General features: G+C 60.5%; 17 protein-coding genes. 1 reads left to right on the forward strand and 16 read right to left on the reverse strand.

The genetic code is table 11. The features are described from left to right. Nucleotides 1-14 precede the first annotated feature (14 nt). The 16 genes from rnhB to N005_RS15680 all read right to left on the reverse strand — a co-directional run bounded on the left by rnhB (nt 15) and on the right by N005_RS15680 (nt 15,023). Nucleotides 15-656, reverse strand: a complete 642-nt coding sequence (rnhB, locus tag N005_RS15605) for a ribonuclease HII (RefSeq protein WP_047702001.1) — start codon at nt 654-656, stop codon at nt 15-17. Then, nucleotides 653-1,783 carry a lipid-A-disaccharide synthase gene (gene lpxB, locus N005_RS15610; RefSeq protein WP_047702002.1) on the reverse strand — a complete coding sequence of 377 codons (1,131 nt, stop codon included), beginning with the start codon at nt 1,781-1,783 and terminating at the stop codon, nt 653-655. Before lpxB ends, rnhB begins: the two co-directional genes overlap by 4 nt. Before the next feature lie 2 nt (nt 1,784-1,785). Then, complete coding sequence (lpxA, locus tag N005_RS15615) at nt 1,786-2,562, reverse strand: acyl-ACP--UDP-N-acetylglucosamine O-acyltransferase (RefSeq protein ID WP_047702003.1); 777 nt, start codon at nt 2,560-2,562, stop codon at nt 1,786-1,788. Beyond that, a complete protein-coding gene (gene fabZ / locus N005_RS15620) occupies nt 2,559-2,999 on the reverse strand; it encodes a 3-hydroxyacyl-ACP dehydratase FabZ (RefSeq protein WP_024779021.1) in 441 nt (146 codons plus the stop codon). Before fabZ ends, lpxA begins: the two co-directional genes overlap by 4 nt. Before the next feature lie 106 nt (nt 3,000-3,105). Then, nucleotides 3,106-4,161, reverse strand: coding sequence for a UDP-3-O-(3-hydroxymyristoyl)glucosamine N-acyltransferase (lpxD, locus tag N005_RS15625; protein WP_047702004.1), 1,056 nt, complete (start codon nt 4,159-4,161; stop codon nt 3,106-3,108). 3 nt (nt 4,162-4,164) lie between these two features. Beyond that, on the reverse strand, nt 4,165-4,668 hold the full coding sequence (locus tag N005_RS15630; RefSeq protein WP_024779019.1) for an OmpH/Skp family outer membrane protein: 504 nt from the start codon (nt 4,666-4,668) through the stop codon (nt 4,165-4,167). A gap of 45 nt (nt 4,669-4,713) precedes the next feature. Beyond that, a complete protein-coding gene (gene bamA / locus N005_RS15635; RefSeq protein WP_047702005.1) occupies nt 4,714-7,089 on the reverse strand; it encodes an outer membrane protein assembly factor BamA in 2,376 nt (791 codons plus the stop codon). A gap of 74 nt (nt 7,090-7,163) precedes the next feature. Next, a complete protein-coding gene (gene rseP / locus N005_RS15640; protein WP_047702006.1) occupies nt 7,164-8,516 on the reverse strand; it encodes a sigma E protease regulator RseP in 1,353 nt (450 codons plus the stop codon). Nucleotides 8,517-8,568: 52 nt separating this feature from the next. Next, complete coding sequence (gene ispC, locus N005_RS15645) at nt 8,569-9,759, reverse strand: 1-deoxy-D-xylulose-5-phosphate reductoisomerase (RefSeq protein WP_047702007.1); 1,191 nt, start codon at nt 9,757-9,759, stop codon at nt 8,569-8,571. After that, a complete protein-coding gene (locus N005_RS15650) occupies nt 9,756-10,562 on the reverse strand; it encodes a phosphatidate cytidylyltransferase (RefSeq protein WP_047702008.1) in 807 nt (268 codons plus the stop codon). The genes ispC and N005_RS15650 overlap by 4 nt, the downstream gene beginning before the upstream one ends. After that, on the reverse strand, nt 10,562-11,317 hold the full coding sequence (uppS, locus tag N005_RS15655; protein WP_047702009.1) for a polyprenyl diphosphate synthase: 756 nt from the start codon (nt 11,315-11,317) through the stop codon (nt 10,562-10,564). The genes N005_RS15650 and uppS overlap by 1 nt, the downstream gene beginning before the upstream one ends. Nucleotides 11,318-11,330: 13 nt before the next feature. Next, nucleotides 11,331-11,888, reverse strand: a complete 558-nt coding sequence (gene frr / locus N005_RS15660) for a ribosome recycling factor (protein WP_047702010.1) — start codon at nt 11,886-11,888, stop codon at nt 11,331-11,333. After that, nucleotides 11,885-12,628, reverse strand: coding sequence for a UMP kinase (pyrH, locus tag N005_RS15665; protein WP_003198235.1), 744 nt, complete (start codon nt 12,626-12,628; stop codon nt 11,885-11,887). Before pyrH ends, frr begins: the two co-directional genes overlap by 4 nt. A 216-nt stretch (nt 12,629-12,844) precedes the next feature. Continuing rightward, nucleotides 12,845-13,711, reverse strand: a complete 867-nt coding sequence (gene tsf / locus N005_RS15670) for a translation elongation factor Ts (protein ID WP_041021815.1) — start codon at nt 13,709-13,711, stop codon at nt 12,845-12,847. 194 nt (nt 13,712-13,905) lie between these two features. Continuing rightward, nucleotides 13,906-14,643, reverse strand: a complete 738-nt coding sequence (gene rpsB, locus N005_RS15675) for a 30S ribosomal protein S2 (protein ID WP_033034560.1) — start codon at nt 14,641-14,643, stop codon at nt 13,906-13,908. A 143-nt stretch (nt 14,644-14,786) separates the two neighbouring features. Then, a complete protein-coding gene (locus tag N005_RS15680) occupies nt 14,787-15,023 on the reverse strand; it encodes a hypothetical protein (RefSeq protein ID WP_047702011.1) in 237 nt (78 codons plus the stop codon). A gap of 51 nt (nt 15,024-15,074) precedes the next feature. Here N005_RS15680 and map point away from each other — a divergent pair, with 51 nt between their 5' ends. Continuing rightward, complete coding sequence (gene map / locus N005_RS15685; RefSeq protein WP_047702012.1) at nt 15,075-15,857, forward strand: type I methionyl aminopeptidase; 783 nt, start codon at nt 15,075-15,077, stop codon at nt 15,855-15,857. Nucleotides 15,858-15,862: the final 5 nt, after the last annotated feature.

A 15,862-nucleotide genomic window follows, 5' to 3' on the forward strand; every position in this document is an offset into this window, starting at 1 on the left:
CTGCGCTGGGTGGCTCAGCTTTCGACTAACCCTTCACGTGCTTCATAAGCCAGCCGCACCGGCGCGAACGAGCGCCGATGAATGGGCGTTGGCCCCAGCCGCGCCAGAGCTTCCAGATGCACCGGCGTCGGGTAACCCTTGTGGCCACCGATGCCATAGCCCGGATAAATCAGTTCGAAGGCGCTCATTTCCCGGTCACGGCTGACCTTGGCCAGGATCGATGCCGCCGCGATAGCCGGCACCTTCGCATCGCCCTGGATCACCGCCTCGGCGCGCATCGACAGTTTCGGGCAACGATTGCCATCGATCATCGCCAGCTTTGGCACGATGTGCAGGCCTTGTACCGCACGCTGCATGGCGAGCATGGTGGCGTGCAGGATATTCAGCTCGTCGATTTCTTCGACCTCGGCCCGGGCGATGCACCAGCTCAGGGCCTTCTCGCAGATTTCGTCGTAGAGCTTCTCGCGACGGGCTTCGGTGAGCTTCTTGGAATCGTTGAGGCCCAGGATCGGCCGGTTCGGGTCGAGAATCACCGCGGCCGTCACCACTGCGCCGCACAATGGGCCGCGCCCCACTTCGTCGACACCCGCCACCAGCTCTTCGACTTCGGCGACCAGGTTGAAGTCCAGGCCCATCTGCTGCTTCGAATGCTTCATGGCTTGGCACCGATCAAGGTCAGTACCGCGTCTGCCGCCTGGTTGGAGGCATCGCGGCGCAACGTGCGGTGAATTTCGTCAAAGCCCCGGGTCTGTTCCTGGCCACCGTCGATCAGCGGCGCCAGCGTGTTGGCCAATGCGTCGGCGGTTGCGTCGTCCTGCAGCAACTCAGGCACCAGCAAACGCTGGGCCAGCAGGTTCGGCAAGGAGATGTAAGGACTCTTGACCATGCGCTTGAGGATCCAGAACGTCAGCGGTGCCAGACGATAGGCGACCACCATCGGGCGCTTGTACAGCAACGCTTCAAGGGTAGCAGTGCCGGAGGCAATCAACACTGCGTCGCACGCAGCCAACGCCTGGTGCGAGCGACCGTCGAGCAGCGTGACCGGCAAATCGCGGCCGGCCAGCAATGCTTCGAGCTGCTCACGCCGCTGCGGACTGGCACACGGCAGGACAAAACGTACGCCGGGACGCATTGCCCGAAGACGCTCGGCGGCATCGAAGAACAAGCCGCCCAGGCGACTCACTTCGCCGCCCCGGCTGCCCGGCATCAAGGCCACCAGCGGCCCGTCGGGCAAGCCCAGCGCCCGGCGGGCAGCCTCGCGGTCGGCTTCCAGGGGAATGGTGTCGGCCAGGGTATGCCCGACAAACCGCACCGGCATGCCCTTTTCCTCATAGAACCTGGCTTCGAACGGCAGCAACGTCAGCATCAGGTCGCAGCCTTCGCGGATCTTCAGTACGCGCTTCTGCCGCCAGGCCCAGACCGAAGGACTGACGTAGTGCACGGTCTTGATCCCGGCCTGACGCAACTTGAGTTCGATATTGAGGGTGAAATCCGGCGCATCGATGCCGATGAACACATCCGGTTTTTCGTCAATGAGGGTCGCAATCAGCTTCTTGCGCCGAGCCAGCAGCTCTCGCAGCCGACCGAGCACTTCCACCAGCCCCATCACCGACAGGCGCTCCATCGGGAAATAGGAGGTCAGTCCCTCGGCCTGCATCAATGGCCCGCCGACGCCGATAAACTCGACCGCCGGGTGCTGCACCTTGAGCGCTCGCATCAGGCCTGCACCCAGGATATCGCCGGAAGCTTCGCCCGCCACCAGCGCAACACGCAAATGGCCCATGGTCAGCGAGTGATGCCGCGGGTCGAAGACTGGATGGAGTCACGGAACACCGCGACTTCCGGGAACTGGGTCGATGCTTCGGCCAACTCGACAAGTGCCTGCTCGATGGTCAACCCCTGGCGGTACACGACCTTATAGGCGCGACGTAATGCAGTGATCGCGTCTTCGCTGAAACCACGCCGGCGCATGCCTTCGAAGTTCATGCTGCGGGCTTCGGCCGGATTGCCGAACACGGTGACATACGCCGGGACGTCCTTGCCGATGGCGGTGCCCATGCCGGAAAAGCTGTGGGCACCGATATGGCAGTACTGGTGAACCAGGGTGAAGCCGGACAGGATCGCCCAGTCGTCCACGTGGACATGGCCCGCCAGCGCGGTGTTGTTGACCAGGATGCAATGGTTGCCAATGACGCTGTCGTGGCCGATGTGGGCATAAGCCATGATCAGGTTATGGTCGCCCAGGGTCGTTTCGGAACGATCCTGAACGGTGCCACGGTGAATCGTCACGCCCTCGCGGATCACATTGTGATCGCCGATGACCAGGCGGGTTTCTTCACCCTTGTATTTGAGATCGGGCGTGTCCTCGCCTACCGTGGAAAACTGGTAGATACGATTGTGCCGGCCGATCCGGGTCGGTCCCTTGAGCACCACGTGCGGGCCGATCACCGTACCCTCGCCGATTTCCACACCTGCGCCGATAATCGACCAAGGGCCGACCTCGACGTCGTCGGCCAGGATGGCCGTCGGATCGATGATTGCGCGAGGGTCAATCAAACTCATAGCTTGCGTTCCGCGCAAATGATTTCAGCGGAGCAGACAGGCTTGCCGTCGACCGAAGCCTGGCATTCGAACTTCCAGATCTGGCGCTTGCAACTGATGAACGTGGCTTCGAGGATCAACTGATCGCCCGGGGTCACCGGCTGGCGGAAACGCAACTTGTCGGACCCGACGAAGTAGTACAGCGTGCCGTCCGCAGGCTTCACGTCCATGATCTTGAAACCAAGGATCCCGGCAGCCTGAGCCATGGCCTCGATGATCAGCACGCCCGGCATGATGGGATGCGCAGGGAAGTGACCATTGAAGAACGGCTCGTTGATGCTGACATTCTTGTAGGCGCGAATGCGCTTGCCCTCAATATCCAGCTCCACTACCCGATCCACAAGCAGGAACGGGTAACGGTGAGGCAGGTATTCGCGAATCTCGTTGATGTCCATCATTTCGGGGGGAAGCCTATGTAAAGATTGGGAGGTGCGCGGTAGACGCGCGCTCCGCTAGCAAATCAAGGAAGCCTGGCGGCCATGCACACTTGATATGGAAATGGTATCAGCCATCTGATGAAGCATTACCGCCAGGGGTCACGTCCCCTACACGCTTTTCCACCTGTTTCAGGCGTCGCGCGATGTCATCGAGCTGACGGATACGGGCCGCGCTCTTGCGCCATTCGGCCGCCGGCTGCATCGCCGTACCGGAAGAATAGGCACCCGGCTCGGTAATCGAGTGGGTCACCATGGTCATCCCGGTCAGGAAAACGTTGTCACAGATATCGATGTGCCCCACCAGCCCCACGCCACCGGCAAGCATGCAATGCTTGCCGATCCTGGTGCTGCCGGAGATACCCACGCAGGCCGCCATGGCGGTGTGGTCGCCGACCTGGACGTTGTGAGCGATCTGGATCTGGTTATCGAGCTTCACGCCATTGCCGATGATCGTGTCGGCCAGCGCGCCGCGGTCGATGGCGGTATTGACGCCGATCTCCACGTCATCGCCGACGGTGACCCCACCGATCTGGGCAATCTTCTGCCAGACGCCCTTCTCGTTGGCGAAACCGAACCCCTCACCACCCAGCACCGCGCCGGACTGGATCACCACCCGCCTGCCGATGCGCACATCGTGATACAGGGTGACCCGGGGAGCCAACCAGCCGCCTTCGCCGATCTCGCTACGAGCCCCGACGAAACAATGAGCCCCCAGCGTAACCCCGGCACCGATCCGCGCCGCACTCTCGATGACCACGAAAGGACCGATGCTGGCCGTCGGATCGACCACCGCATCCGCCGCAATCACCGCACTGGGATGAATGCCGGCAGCCGCCTTGGGCTTGGGGTCGAACAGATGGGAAATCCGCGCATACGCCAGGTAGGGATCGGGTACGATCAGGGCGTCACCGGCAAAACCTTCGGCATCGGCAGCCTTGAGCAGCAACGCGGCGGCCCGGCTATCAGCCAGGTATTTGCGATATTGAGGATTTGCCAGGAAGCTCAACTGAGCTGGGCCAGCCTCTTGCAAAGTGGCTAGCCCAGTGATTGCCTTCTCCGGGTCGCCACGCAGGGTGGCTCCGAGGAACTCGGCCAACTGGCCGAGTTTGATAGTCGCTGTCATGGATTACTTCAGCTGATTCATGCGCTCGATGACCTGGCGCGTGATGTCGTACTGAGGTTTGACATCGATCACTGCGCCACGCTCGAACACCAGGTCAAAACCACCTTTCTTGATGACTTCTTCCACGGCGCTGTCGAGCTTCGGCTTGAGCTGCTTGAGCATTTCACGGTCGGCAACGGCTTTCGCTTCGTTCAGCTCCTTGGACTGGAACTGGAAGTCACGGGCCTTTTGCTTGAACTCAAGCTCCAGGCGCTCACGCTCGCCCTGGGCCATCTTGTCGCCACCGGCGACCAGGCGATCCTGGATGCCTTTGGCACTGCTTTCCAGGCTCTTGAGCTTGGTCAGTTGCGGGCCGAACTTTTTCTCGGCGTCCACGGCGTATTTCTTGGCCGCGTCGGATTCCAGCAAGGCCATCTGATAGTTCAGAACGGCGATCTTCATGTCGGCAAAAGCCGGACCTGCGACCAGTACGGTCGCCAGGAGAACCAATTGAGTCAACTTACGCACGATGTACTCCTACAAAATTCATTGTCGTTATCTTGGGTCAGACGCTTAGAACGTCTGGCCGAGGGAGAATTGGAACACTTGGGTTTCAGCGTCATCCGGTTTCTTGATCGGCATCGCCAGCGCGAAGCTCAAAGGACCGAGGGCAGTCACCCAGGTCACGCCTACGCCCACGGAACTGGCCATGTTGCTGAGGCTGATGTCGTTGCACTGGGTATTGGACTTGGTGCCGTTAGTGTTGGTGGTGTCGCTGCACTTGGAGTCGAATACGTTACCCACGTCCCAGAAGACCGAGGTCCGCAGCGAGCGCTGGTCCTTGACGAACGGCATCGGGAACAGAACCTCGAGACCACCCTGGATGAGCACGTTGCCACCGAATGGCAGCGGATCCTGATCCGGGTCGGCGATGGTACCTGGGTTGGTGCCCCGGCTCGGGGTACTGCGCGGCCCCAGGGTGCTGTCCTTGAAGCCACGTACCGAGTTGAAACCACCTGCGTAGTAGTTCTCGTAGAACGGCAAGCCATCGGTCGAACCGTAGCCATCACCATAACCCAGCTCGGTATGCAGGCGCATGGTGTAGGTGTCGGTCAACGGCTGGAACAGCTGGCCACGATAATCGAGTTTGAAGAACGACAGGTCACTGCCAGGGGTCGTCGTTTCCAGGACCAGGCTCTGGGAATGACCACGCGTCGCCAGCACGCCCTTGTTCAGGGTCGATTCGGACCAGCCGGCAGACGCCTTGAAGTTCAGGTAGCTGTCGCCTTCCTTGTTAACGAAATCGAAGATCTCGTCAACGGTGTATTTACCGGTGTTGATCTTGTCCTGCTGGGCAGTCAGACCGAACGTCAGGCGCGAGGTCTCGCTGATCGGGTAGCCGATGTTGGCGCCGACACCATAGCTGTCCACCGCATAGCTGGAGATATCGGAGTCGAGCTCGTCATAGTCGGTGGTGCGATAGAAGGCGTTGTAGCCCAGGCTCACACCGTCGGCAGTCCAGTAGGGGTCCACGAAACCGAAGTTGTAGCGGGTCTGGTATTCACTGCGGGTCAGGCCGACGCTGACTTTGTTACCGGTACCCAGGAAGTTGTTCTGGGTGATCGAGCCACCGAGGATCAGGCCGGCGCTCTGGGCAAAACCGACACTGGCGGTGATCGAGCCGGAAGCCTGCTCTTCGACGCTGTAGTTCACATCGACCTGGTCATCGACGCCCGGTACCGCCGGGGTCTCGACGTTGACCTCCTTGAAGAAGCCGAGGCGCTCCAGACGGGTCTTGGATTGGTCGATCAGGTAGGTCGACGCCCAGCCACCTTCCATCTGGCGCATCTCACGACGCAGCACCTCGTCCTCGGACTTGGTGTTGCCACGGAAGTTGATGCGGTTGACATAGGCACGCTTGCCCGGGTCCACGGCGAAGGTGATGTCGACGGTGTGATCTTCATCGTGTGGCTGCGGCACGCCGTTGACGTTGGCGAAGGTATAGCCTTCGTTACCCAGGCGACGGGTGATCAGCTCGGACGTGGTGGTCATCAGCTTGCGCGAGAACACCTGGCCTTTCTGCACCAGCAGCAACGACTTGACCTGGTCTTCAGGCACCTTCAGATCACCGCTGAGCTTGACGTCGCGAACCGTGTACTTCTCGCCTTCGTTGACGTTGACGGTGATGTAGACATGCTTCTTGTCCGGGGTAATGGATACCTGGGTCGAAGCGATGTCCATGTTGATGTAGCCACGGTCCAGGTAGTAGGAACGCAGGCGCTCCAGGTCACCGGAGAGTTTTTCACGGGCGTACTTGTCATCGTTCTTGAAGAACGACAGCCAGTTGGTGGTCTTGAGTTCGAACAGGTCGATCAGGTCTTCGTCGGGGAAAACCGTGTTACCCACCACGTTGATGTGCTGGATGGCTGCCACGGTGCCTTCGTTGATGTTGACCTTCAGGCCCACACGGTTGCGAGGCTGCGGCACCACTTCGGTGTCGACGGTGGCCGAGTAGCGACCCTGGGCGACGTACTGGCGCTGCAGTTCGTTACGCACGCCTTCGAGGGTCGCGCGCTGGAAGATCTCGCCTTCGGCCAGACCGGACTGCTTGAGGCCTTTCATCAGGTCTTCGGTGGAGATCGCCTTGTTGCCTTCGATCTCGATGCTGGCGACCGACGGCCGCTCGACGACCGTGATGACCAGGACGTTACCGTCACGTCCCAGCTGGATATCCTGAAAGAAACCGGTCTTGAACAGCGCACGAGTGGACTCCACCAGGCGCCGATCATCCGCCTGCTCGCCGACGTTCAACGGCAAGGCACCAAAGACGCTACCCGCGGAAACCCGCTGGAGGCCGTTGACACGAATATCAGAGATAGTGAAGGACTCGGCGTGAACTTCGGCGATCATCAACACGGTAAACACCGCGGTTAGCAGCAGACGTTTCATGAAGTCCTTTCTTATTCCAACTGGCAATAAACAAACTGCCGCAAAATGCGGCAGATTCGCAATTCAGCGAAGCGTTACAGACGACCCAGATCGTTGACCAAGGCAAGCAACATCACCCCGACCACCAAGCTGATACCGATCTGTATCCCCCAACCTTGAACCCGATCCGACAAGGGACGACCACGCGCCCACTCGATCAGATAGAACAGCAGATGCCCCCCATCCAGTACCGGGATGGGCAGCAAATTCAGAACCCCCAGGCTAATGCTCAGATAAGCAAGGAAATTCAGGAAATCAGCAACGCCCGACTGGGCAGAAGCGCCCGCCACTTTAGCAATGGTTATCGGTCCACTCAAGTTTTTTACCGAGAGCTCGCCGAACAACATTTTCTTCAGTGAGTCGAGGGTCAGGACACTCATGGTCCAGGTACGACGCGCACCTTCGCCAATCGCCGCAACCGGACCGAAACTGACCTCGCGGATCATCTCCGGCGGCCAGTCGACAGCCTTGACGCCCGCCCCCAGGTAACCTGCCGGCGTCTTGCTCTCGCCACGGGCGGCCAGGGTCACCGAGACGTCGATTGGAGCACCATCGCGCTCGACGCGCAGCACAATTTTGGTATCAGGACGTACACGAACCGCGTCGACCACCTGCTGCCAATCAGTGACCGATTGACCATCAAGGGCCAGCAGGCGATCGCCGGTCTTCAGCCCGGCAGCCTGGGCCGGCCCCTTCGGATCGAGCTCGGCCAATACCGGCGGCAGCGCCGGACGCCAGGGGCGAATGCCCAGGGAACGGATCGGGTCCGGCTCATCGGCTCCCTTGAGCCAGTTATCCAGCGCCAGCACCCGAGGAGAATCCGTTGTCGAGCCCTGCTCGCGCACCATCAACTGCAACGAACCACTCTCGCCCAGGCGACGCACGAGTTGCAGGTTGACGGCAGCCCAGCCGGAAGTCGGCTCGCCATCGATGGCAACGATTTCCTCACCAGCGCTCAATCCGGCCCGGGCCGCGACGCTGCCGGCCTCGACCGCACCAATGACAGGACGCACCTGCTCGCTCCCCAACATGGCCAGGGCCCAGAAGAACACCATGGCCAGCAGGAAATTGGCAATCGGCCCCGCCGCTACGATGGCGATGCGCTGCCGGACAGTCTTGCGATTGAAGGATTGATCGAGCTGATCGGCGGGCACTTCACCCTCACGCTCGTCGAGCATCTTTACGTAGCCACCCAGCGGGATGGCGGCCACGACGAATTCAGTGCCCTTCTTGTCATGCCAGCGCAGCAAGGGCATGCCGAAGCCGACGGAAAAACGCAGGACTTTCACGCCACAGCGACGGGCGACCCAGAAATGACCGAATTCGTGAAAAGTGACCAGCACACCCAATGCCACCAGGGTGCCGACAATCATATAGAGCGCGCTCATCTGTTTTCTCCGCAATCCTGTCCAGGGCAGCCCCGGCTAACGTACCGCAGCCTCAACGTCCGTGACGCCTCAGCCACTGCCCCGCCAACTCGCGGGCCCGGGCATCCACGGTGAACACCGCGTCGAGATCGTCGAGGGCAACCACAGCCTCGAGATTCAAGACTTCCTCGATGATACTCGCGATTTCGAGGTAGCGGACACGTCCATCAAGAAACGCGGCGACCGCCACTTCATTGGCGGCGTTCAACATGGCCGGCGCACTGTTGCCCGCCTCGGCCGCCTGTCGCGCCAGGCGCAGGCAAGGGAAGCGCTGCTCATCGGGTGCCTGGAAATCCAGGCGGGCGACGGCAAACAGGTCCAGCGGTGCCACACCCGAATCGATTCGATCCGGCCAGGCCAGCGCGTTGGCGATGGGTGTGCGCATGTCCGGGTTGCCCAACTGGGCCAGCACCGAACCATCTACATAATCCACCAGCGAATGGATCACACTCTGCGGATGAATCACCACCTCGACCTGGGACGGCCTTGCATCGAAAAGCCAGCAGGCCTCGATCAGCTCAAGGCCCTTGTTCATCATGCTGGCCGAATCCACGGATATCTTGCGCCCCATGGACCAGTTCGGATGGGCACAGGCCTGCTCGGGTGAAACATGTTCCAATTCTGTCAGCGGCGTCTGCCGGAACGGACCGCCGGAAGCGGTCAGCAAGATCCGCCGGACACCTACGGCGCCGAGGCCACGGGAAAAATCCCGCGGCATGCATTGAAAAATCGCATTGTGTTCACTGTCGATCGGCAGCAGCACCGAACCGCTTTTGCCCACAGCCTGCATGAACAACGCGCCGGACATGACCAGCGCTTCCTTGTTGGCCAACAGGATCTTCTTGCCGGCCTCCACCGCAGCCAGCGTCGGGCGCAGCCCCGCGGCACCGACAATCGCCGCCATCACTGCATCGACTTCAGGATCGGAGGCCACTTCGCACAGGCCCTCCTCACCTACCAGCACGCGGGTCTGCAGGCCGGCTGCACGCAGGTCATCCTGCAGCGCCCGTGCCACGCCGGCCTCGGGCACCACGGCAAACCGTGGGATGTGACGAATGCACAACGCCAGCAACTCGCTCAGGCGTGTGAAGCCGCTGAGCGCGAACACCTGGTAGCGCTCCGGGTGCCGGCCGATGACGTCCAGCGTACTCAGGCCGATCGAACCGGTAGCACCCAGGACAGTGATCTGCTGGGGGCGACTCACGACGCCGCCATCCACAGCAGCACAGCGAAGATCGGGACCGCCGCGGTCAGACTGTCGATACGATCCAGCACGCCGCCATGGCCAGGCAGCAGATTGCTGCTGTCCTTGATCCCGGACTGGCGCTTGAACATGCTCTCGGTCAGGTCTCCGACCACTGAGACGAAGACAATCAGGGCGGCGCCAAACAGGCCGATCAGCAACTGGCCGGCCGTCCATTCCCGCACGACGCCAACGACCGTCGTAATCACCAGGCTCAAGGCCAAGCCACCGTAGACCCCTTCCCAACTCTTGCCGGGACTGACTTTGGGCGCGAGCTTGCGCTTGCCGAATGCCTTGCCGGAGAAGTAGGCCCCGACGTCGGCCCCCCAGACCAGCACCATCACCGCCATGATCTGCCAGTTACCCAGCGCACCTTGCTTGATCCAGATGAGTCCCTGCCAGGCCGGCAGCAGGATCAACAGACCGATCATCAGCTTGGTCGCGGCATTGGCCCAGTGATGGGTCGTGTGGGGGTAGGTCAACACCAGGAAGGTTGCCGCAGCCCACCAAAGCACCGAAGCGCCCAGCACCCAGGGCGCAATACCGGGCACCACATACATGACAAAAAGCATGGCCGCCACGACGGCGGCGTAGGTCACACGGGCCGACTGCGCGGCAAAACCGGCCAGCCGCGCCCACTCCCAGGCCCCCAGCGTCACGACCAACCCGATGAACAGGGCGAAGCCGGCACCGTTCAGCAGGAAGAAGCCGCACAGGGCGATGGGCAATAGGATCAGTGCAGTGATGATTCGTTGTTTGAGCATTAAACCCGGGCTCCAGCTTCGATCTGCTCGCTCGTTTTACCGAAACGACGCTGACGGGAAGCGAAATCAGCCAGCGCAACGCGCATGGCTTCGTGTTTGAAGTCCGGCCAGAACAGGTCGGAGAAGTACAGCTCGGCGTAAGCCAGCTGCCAAAGGAGGAAATTACTGATGCGATGTTCGCCACCGGTGCGGATGCACAGGTCCGGCAAGGGCAGGTCGCCCGTGGCCAGGCAGGTCTGCAGCAGTTCAGGCGTGATGTCTTCCGGGCGCAAGTGCCCGGCCTGGACTTCCCGCGCCAGCCGCTGGGCCGCCTGGGCAATGTCCCACTGACCGCCATAGTTGGCGGCGATCTGCAGGACAAACCGGTCGGCGCCGGCCGTCGCAGCTTCGGCATCGCGCATCGCAGCCTGCAACTCCGGATGAAAGCGCGAGCGATCACCGATGATACGCAGGCTGATGCTGTTCTCGTTGAGGCGCTTGGCCTCACGACGCAAGGCCTTGAGGAACAACTCCATCAAGGCGCTGACCTCGTCGGCCGGGCGCTGCCAGTTTTCGCTGGAGAACGCGAACAGGGTCAGCACCTCGACGCCAGCCTCGGCGCACACCTCGATGACCGCGCGAACCGCATCGACCCCCGCCTTATGCCCGGCGACACCGGGCATGAAGCGTTTCTTGGCCCAGCGGTTGTTGCCGTCCATGATGATCGCTACGTGGCGCGGCACCGCGAACGACGCGGCCTGCTTGGTCTTATCCATGAAAACGAGACCCTTATACGGCCATCAGATCCGCTTCTTTCTGCTTGGTGGCCAAATCGATATCAGCCTCTGCCTTGTCGGTCAGTTTCTGGATATCGGCCGCCGCGCGACGCTCTTCGTCTTCGCTGATTTCCTTGTCCTTGGCCAACTTCTTCAGTTCGCCCAGGGCATCGCGTCGAATGTTGCGTACGGCGACGCGCGCATCTTCGGCAGCGCTGCGCGCCTGCTTGGTGAACCCCTTGCGGGTTTCCTCGGTCAGGGCAGGCATGGAGATCAGCAGCAACTCGCCCAGGTTGGTCGGGTTGAGGTTCAGGCCGGCGCTCTGGATCGCCTTGTCGACCGCCGCGAGCATGTTGCGCTCGAAGGCCACGACTTGCAGGGTCCGCGAATCCTTCACGGTAATGTTGGCGACGCTGGTGATCGGGGTGTCGGCGCCATAATAAGGGACCATCACGCTGCCCAGGATGTCCGGGTGAGCCTTGCCGGTACGGATCTGGCCAAATGCGTGGCTCAGGGACTCCAGGGATTTCTGCATACGCGCTTGGGCGTCTTTCTTGATTTCGTTGATCATTGTTGAACTTCCTCGATCAGGGTTCCTTCGGCGCCACCGTGCACGATATTCAGCAGGGCACCGGGCTTGTTCATGTTGAAGACACGCAACGGCATCTTGTGGTCGCGGCACAGACAGATAGCCGTCAGGTCCATGACACCCAGCTTGCGATCCAGCACTTCATCGTAGGTCAGATGATCGAACTTCTCGGCATGCGGGTCCTTGAACGGGTCGGCGGTGTAGACACCATCGACCTTGGTTGCCTTGAGCACGACATCGGCATCGATTTCGATCGCTCGCAGGCAAGCCGCCGAATCCGTGGTGAAGAACGGATTACCGGTACCAGCGGCAAAAATCACCACTTCCTTGGAGTTGAGGTGGCGCATGGCTTTGCGACGATCGTAGTGATCGGTCACACCAACCATGGAAATGGCCGACATCACGATGGCGGAGATATTGGCACGCTCCAAGGCGTCGCGCATAGCCAGGGCGTTCATCACAGTGGCCAGCATGCCCATGTGGTCGCCCGTGACCCGATCCATGCCGGCCGCGCTCAGCGCCGCACCGCGGAACAGGTTGCCGCCACCGATGACCAGGCCGACCTGAACACCGATCCCGACCAGTTGACCCACTTCAAGGGCCATGCGGTCCAGCACTTTCGGATCGATCCCGAACTCTTCCGAGCCCATCAGGGCCTCGCCGCTAAGCTTGAGTAGAATGCGTTTATAGCGAGCCTGATAACCACTGCCCTGCTGAGCCATTGCGAATCTCTCCTGCGGCGTATTTACGAAAATTCTTGGCGGACTGCTGTTTACAGCCTGCTCTCACTCTAGCGTGACGCTGACACAGCGCCATCGGAACACGGCTTTGTAAGCCAGTTCCGACAGGAAACCAATAGAAATCGGCATCCTCATCCGAAAAGAGGCTGCGCGCGTGAGCGGGCAGCCTCTTCTGGGCGACAGTTGTAGAAACCTGTCTTATTGCTTGCTGGCAGCAGCTACCTGCGCGGCAACTTCTTCAGCGAAGTTGTCGACCGGCTTCTCGATGCCATCGCCTACCTTGAAGTAGGTGAAGGAAACGATTTCAGCACCGGCTTTCTTCGCCAGGTCACCGACCTTGACTTCAGGGTTCTTGACGAACGCTTGCTCGACCAGGCTGGCTTCAGCCAGGAACTTGGAGATACGACCGGCCACCATCTTCTCGGCGATGTCGGCAGGCTTGCCCTTGAGCTTCTCTTCGTTCAGCTGCAGGAAAACGCCTTTTTCGCGCTCGATCGCTTCAGCCGAAACGTCCGAAGGCAGCAGGAATTCAGGGTTGGTCGCGGCTACGTGCATGGCGATGTCTTTCGCCAGCTCGGTGTCGCCGCCCTTGAGGACGACAGCCACGCCGATCTTGTTGCCGTGCAGGTAAGTACCGACCACGTCACCTTCAACGCGAACCAGACGACGGATGTTGACGTTCTCGCCGGTCTTGCCAACCAGTACCAGGCGCGCTTGTTCCTGAGCTTCGATCAGCGGAGCTGCGTCGGTCAGTTTGTCAGCGAAGGCTTTTTCGACGCTGGCAGCAACGAATGCCTTGAAGTCGTCCTGCAGAGCCAGGAAGTCGGTCTGGGAGTTCACCTCCAGCAGAACGGCGGCCTTGCCGTCGTCCTTGATGGCGATAGCGCCTTCAGCGGCAACGTTGCCAGCCTTCTTGGCAGCCTTGATGGCGCCCGAAGCACGCATGTCATCAATGGCTTTCTCGATGTCGCCGCCAGCCTTGGTCAAGGCTTTCTTGCAGTCCATCATGCCTTCGCCGGTACGCTCGCGCAGTTCTTTGACCAACGCTGCAGTAATCTCTGCCATTTCAAAATCCTCTTGGATAGGTTTTCAACCATTCCACCCGATCGAACGGGCGATCAATTCTTCCTGAAAACCACTGTTTATAGACCGAGGCAGATGACAAACAGGTAGCTGCACTGGCGACAAATGGTTTTCGAGGTGGCAAAAAGGGGGCCAAGCCCCCTTTTTGCTTACTGAGTCAACGCCAGGGGCGTCAATTACTCAGCGGCTGCTGCCGGAGCTTCTTCAGCGAAGACTTCGGTGCCGCCTTGAACGTTGTTGCGACCACGGATAACAGCGTCAGCCATCGAACCCATGTACAGCTGGATGGCGCGGATGGCGTCATCGTTGCCTGGGATGATGTAGTCAACGCCCTCCGGGCTGCTGTTGGTATCGACAACGCCGATGACCGGGATACCCAGCTTGTTGGCTTCGGTGATCGCGATGCGCTCGTGGTCAACGTCGATCACGAACAGCGCGTCAGGCAGACCGCCCATGTCCTTGATACCGCCCAGGGAGCGGTCCAGCTTCTCAAGATCGCGAGTGCGCATCAGCGCTTCTTTCTTGGTCAGCTTGGCGAAAGTGCCGTCTTCGGACTGGACTTCAAGATCACGCAGACGCTTGATGGAAGCGCGGATGGTCTTGAAGTTGGTCAGCATGCCGCCCAACCAGCGGTGATCGACGTACGGCGAACCGCAACGTGCTGCTTCTTCAGCAACGATCTTGCCAGCGGAACGCTTGGTGCCGACGAACAGAATCTTGTTTTTGCCCTGGGCCAGGCGCTCTACGAAGGTCAGTGCTTCGTTGAACATCGGCAGGGTTTTTTCAAGGTTGATGATGTGGATCTTGTTACGCGCGCCGAAAATGTACTTGCCCATTTTCGGGTTCCAGTAACGGGTCTGGTGACCGAAGTGCACACCGGCCTTCAGCATATCGCGCATGTTGACTTGGGACATGATAGTTCCTTGATAAGTCGGGTTTGGCCTCCACGTATCCCAATGACCAACCAGCGGCTATATAAGCCGAAGGCACCCAGGTCATCGTGTCGACACGTGTGTGGATTTAAGCTCACGGGGTCATCCCCGGAAAGCGGCGCATTTTATACCACAGCAAGGGCGAAAACGGAACCCGGATTATGAATCCCTGTGGCGAGGTGATTGTGGGAGCAAGGCTTGCCCGCGATGAAGCCTATGCGGTCCTTCAGAAATCGAGTCGCCTGGATCGCGAGCCAGCTTTGCTCCCACTTCTGTTCCTTCGCCACTGAGTTCGGGCTGAAGAGCGCTTTGTGCTGATCGTCTGTTAGAATCGCCTCTTTCAGGGCCGCCCGGATCAGCATCCGCCGCCCATTTCGTTTCGAACAGCGCCGCCGGGCGCAGAGAGAGCCTGTATGACCGTCACCCTCAAGACCCCCGAGGACATCGCAAAAATGCGCGTCGCCGGCAAACTTGCCGCCGAAGTCCTGGAAATGATCGCCGATTACGTCAAGCCGGGCGTGACCACCGAAGAGCTTGACCGTATCTGCCACGACTACATCGTCAACGAGCAGAAAGCCATTCCGGCGCCGCTCAACTACAAAGGCTTCCCGAAGTCGATCTGCACCTCGATCAACCACGTGGTCTGCCACGGCATTCCCAATGAGAAACCGTTGAAGGACGGCGACACGCTGAACATCGACGTCACCGTGATCAAGGATGGCTATCACGGCGACACCAGCCGCATGTTCCACGTCGGCAACGTGCCGGAGTGGGCCCAGCGCCTGTCGAAAGTCACCCAGGAATGCATGTACATGGCCATTGAACTGGTGAAGCCGGGTTGCCGCCTGGGGGACATCGGCGAGGTGATCCAGAAGCATGCGCAGAAGAACGGTTTTTCGGTGGTGCGTGAGTTCTGCGGCCACGGCATTGGCAAGGTCTTCCACGAAGAGCCGCAGATCCTGCACTACGGCCGTGCCGGCACCGGCATGGAGCTCCAGGCGGGCATGACCTTCACCATCGAGCCGATGATCAACCAGGGCCGCGCCGACACCAAGGTCCTGGGCGACGGTTGGACCGCCATCACCAAGGATCGCAAGCTGTCGGCCCAATGGGAGCACACCCTGCTGGTGACCGAGACCGGGTACGAGATCTTCACCCTGCGCAGCGACGACACCATCCCTCGCGTTTCCGCCTGAGCAAA

It is taken from the genome of Pseudomonas mediterranea CFBP 5447 (genome assembly GCF_000774145.1).
In the GTDB taxonomy this organism is placed as follows: domain Bacteria; phylum Pseudomonadota; class Gammaproteobacteria; order Pseudomonadales; family Pseudomonadaceae; genus Aquipseudomonas; species Aquipseudomonas mediterranea.